The organism is Pseudoalteromonas sp. MelDa3 (genome assembly GCF_002863625.1).
Classification (GTDB): domain Bacteria; phylum Pseudomonadota; class Gammaproteobacteria; order Enterobacterales; family Alteromonadaceae; genus Pseudoalteromonas; species Pseudoalteromonas arctica.
This window is the reverse complement of the sequence record NZ_PJBR01000166.1, coordinates 1-3,679: the sequence shown is the minus strand read 5'-3', so window position 1 is coordinate 3,679 and position 3,679 is coordinate 1. Positions and strand designations below refer to the sequence as shown.

At 38.9% G+C, this 3,679-nt stretch carries 3 protein-coding genes; 2 read left to right on the top strand and 1 reads right to left on the bottom strand.

Going from position 1 to position 3,679, the window contains the following annotated elements; translation table 11 throughout:
- Positions 1–1,741 (bottom strand): bifunctional isocitrate dehydrogenase kinase/phosphatase (gene aceK / locus CXF89_RS18660; protein ID WP_121955433.1); only part of this gene is annotated, 1,741 nt, incomplete at its 3' end.
- Between the two features lie 381 nt (positions 1,742–2,122).
- Between aceK and CXF89_RS18655 the strand changes: the two genes are divergently transcribed.
- Positions 2,123–3,070: a LysR family transcriptional regulator gene (locus CXF89_RS18655; protein WP_008138369.1), complete on the top strand. Its 948-nt coding sequence runs from the start codon at positions 2,123–2,125 to the stop codon at positions 3,068–3,070.
- A gap of 74 nt (positions 3,071–3,144) precedes the next feature.
- Positions 3,145–3,351: a hypothetical protein gene (locus CXF89_RS18650; RefSeq protein WP_008169332.1), complete on the top strand. Its 207-nt coding sequence runs from the start codon at positions 3,145–3,147 to the stop codon at positions 3,349–3,351.
- The last annotated feature ends 328 nt before the right edge of the window (positions 3,352–3,679 follow it).

The following is a 3,679-nucleotide window of genomic DNA, read 5'->3' as shown; positions in this document are numbered from 1 at the left end:
CATCGGGTAGAAAACCATTGTGTACTTGTTGCTGAGAACCTTGCCAAAACGTCGCTAAAAACAAGTTACTGTGCTCATTATTAAAATAATTAAACGCAATCTCGTTGGCGCTAAAAAACACATTAAATTGGCTCGGAAATATATCGTTTTCAGCTATATCAAAATACGAGTTACTACTTAGCTCTTCAAGTGCATTTTGGGTTTGTGGCACCTCTCTAAAGTTGCAATCGGTTAGTGGGCAAATTTCGTCAAAGTCGTAAAACACCACTCGCCCCCATCGCGTTACGCCAAAGTTTTTCATTAGCATGTCGCCCGGAAATATATTAGCACCGGCTAATTCTTTAATTGCTTTACCGTAATCATGCATAACTCTCTCTAAGGTTTTGTTATCGCATTGGGTAATATATAAATTAAGCGGGGTCATTTTACGCTCAACATAAACGTGCTTTAAAATAAGTGCCTTGCCAGATATAACCATGCTGCTGCCAATTTGGCTTTTCATCTGCTCAAGCAGTTCATCGCTAAAACGGCTTAAATCAAACGCTAAATATCTAAATTCGTGTGTGTCTACCAAACGACCAACCCTATCGGCTTGTTTTACAAAGTTATACTTTTCTTTCACTTGTGCTTTGGTGGCTGTTTTTGGCGCACTAAATTTGTCTTTAATTACTTTATAAACGTAATCTAGCCCTTCAATAGTAAATACCAGCATTACCATACCTGGCGTCCCTGGTGCTGTGACATACTTAAAGTTGGCTGGACTATTTTTAGTCGTATCAACCTTGTGTCGATAAAACTCAGTTTTGGCGTGCTTTATAAAACCAATGGCGTTAAATAACTCAAAGCGTTGTTTATGTGGCATTAACACACTTAAGTAATCTACATAACGAGCGGGCTTATCGGTATCAACCATAAAATAGGTGCGTGCAAAACCAAATAATAAACTTAATTGATCGGCGCCCATCATTACAGCATCAAGCTTTAGTCCCTCATCGGTATTTAAAATAGCGATAGCAAAAGGCATATTGTCGCCATTTTTAGCAATGCAGCGCCCAATTAAATAACAGGCTTTGTTTCTAAAAAATAATGAGTTGGCGTATTCAATATACCCATCGTTTAAATTTATAAGTTCGTACACCTGTTTGCATTGCTGCTTAGCGCCTTGCATTAACGTACTTTGTAATGTGGCTACATCGCGTTCTAAATGACTAAACGGCACTCTAAATACTTGATTAGTGATAAGCGTTTTAACGGCGTTATTAAACCCATTATGTAGCGATACCCTGCTCACTAAGCTTTCATAAGAGCGCGGCTCACTACGATACTTTGCTTTTAATACAAACAAATGCACAGTACGAATTTTTTTATCGTCCCAAATTGCGCCAAACGTTGAGTTAAAAAAGGTATGCGCAATAGGTTTATTTTCGTGATTTTCTACCATATCGCCGTAAATATTTTTAGCTAACTGCCACGTTTGCGGGCAAGTAAGTTCAGCATAAGCAATAACTCTGACGGCTTCACTCACGTTTTTAACTTCGCGCTCATACACCTGTAAACGTTCACGCATAGCACTTTGTACACTGTGATACTGTCGTTGTTCAAAACGGCTTTGTGCACCCAGTGTAATATTTAAAAATTGCGAAAACATCGCCTCAAATCCAGCAAAAACAGATCGTGCAAGCTTACTGGCTACAACGTGTTGTAGCGCATTATTAGATTGATTTGTTAGCTTATTTTGCATAAATACAGCACTTATATTGATGCCAGTTATGGCGGTTATTTTTTATTAATGGTTTACACCTTAGCAAGCAGGCTTTAATTTAGATAATTAATAAAGCATATAAATAGAATTTATTGGGCGTATTGACCTTTCGAGGTTAATTTTGCAGCCGTGTATTTGGTTTTTAAGCAAGGCAAAGTACATGTAGTGTGGTGACTCCCCATAAATGTACTTTAACGCTGCATAAAGGCCAAATACACACTGCCCATAGGGTTCTTTCTAGGGACAATTAACTCTTTGTTGCTCGATTTTTACTTAGCCCACTAGGTGGCAAACCTCGCGCCGCGATTAAATCGCCCCTAGATTGAACAAATTTCAACCCTGAAAGGCCAACACGCCCATATGAATATAAGAAACGTCGACCTCAACTTGTTAGTTTACTTAAATGTACTCATCGATGAAAAAAGTGTTTCAAAAGCTGCAAATAAACTTGCTCTTACGCAACCGGCTATGAGTAACGCATTAAAACGTTTGCGCGATTTATTTGACGACCCGCTACTTGTGCGTGCCGCAGGCTCTATGACGCCAACGGCAAAGGCACTTGCATTAAAGCCTGAAGTTGAGGCCCTATTAAAAATGGCTGAAGCTATTACGCAGCCTAGTGAGCAATTTAACCCTACAACCGCTGAAGTTACCTTTAGAATAATGGCAAACGACTACATAGAGTCGACCTTAATAGCCCCTTTTATAACTGCGCAGCTTAGTAAAAATCCCGGTATTAATTTTGATGTATTAAGCCCAAGCGACGTAAACCTGCAAGACATGGAAAAAGGCACTATTGATTTAGCAATAAACCGCTTTAATGGCCTACCACGCTCGTTTCATCAAGCCAGTGTTTGGCGCGATAATTACTGTTGTTTAACCCATCCTAAAAATACATTTTTACAACAATCAGGGTTAGACGACTACTTACAAAAAGAACATATTTGGGTAAACCGTGCAGGTTGGGGGCCGGAGGCCGCTGTTACTAATAAATCGGGAAAGCAAAAATTAGGCTGGGTAGACGAAGCGCTTTGGCAACTAGAGCAAACCCGTAAAATACGTGTTTTTACTCGCCACTACATGGTTGCAAGCCTGCTTTGCCAATCAGAGCAACTTATTGCCACCCTACCGCGCAGGCAAGCTAAGTTATTAACTTCTCATACTGATTTAGTAATCAGCCCGGTGCCATTTCAAATAGTCCCTATTGAAGTAAAAATGATATGGAGCCCACTGCTGCACCATGCCCCTGCACACCAATGGTTAAGACGTGAGTTATTAGCGTTTGCTAAAACGATTGCAGATAGATAAATTAAATACAGATATGTTGAGTTATAAGTTTCGAACAAGCTCGGTTTTATACAATAACTTCAAATGGAGAAAAAATGGATAGTGCATCAATAATTGCGTGGAGTGTTTTGTTTGGCGGCATAGGTATTGGCTACCTTACTTACGGGCGAAGAAAAAAAGCCGTAGTGCCACTTTGTATTGGTTTGTCGTTATTGGTTTTTCCGTACTTTATGACCAGTGTTAGTATGCTGCTGATTGTAGGCGCTATTTTAGTGGCTATTCCCTACTTTATTAAAATTTAACATTACTATTGTTATTGCTATTGTGACGGCTAAATAAAATACACGCGAAAAATAAAAAAGCGCCACGGTATTCAACTTTGGGAAAATACCGTGGCGCTTTTGGAAATCGTCGATATAGGAATCTACCTACAGCGTATTATTAGCAAGCTTAGTACCAACTTCATAAAATAATTAAAATTCAATAAAAACAATTAACTAAGATTCCTTCTTTATTCCTCAACTCCTCCCTTTGTTCCAGTTTTGTGCACACTTTCACCGCATTGCACCAAATTAATTAGTATTATTTAAGATTGTTTTCTGCGTTCTATTAACCATTAAATCTTACTAT

What these genes read in the sequence shown, in the direction of transcription:
- CXF89_RS18650 (WP_008169332.1), top strand. Translation starts at nt 3,145, where the DNA reads ATGGATAGTGCATCAATAATTGCGTGGAGTGTTTTGTTTGGCGGCATA.
- CXF89_RS18655 (WP_008138369.1), top strand. Translation starts at nt 2,123, where the DNA reads ATGAATATAAGAAACGTCGACCTCAACTTGTTAGTTTACTTAAATGTA.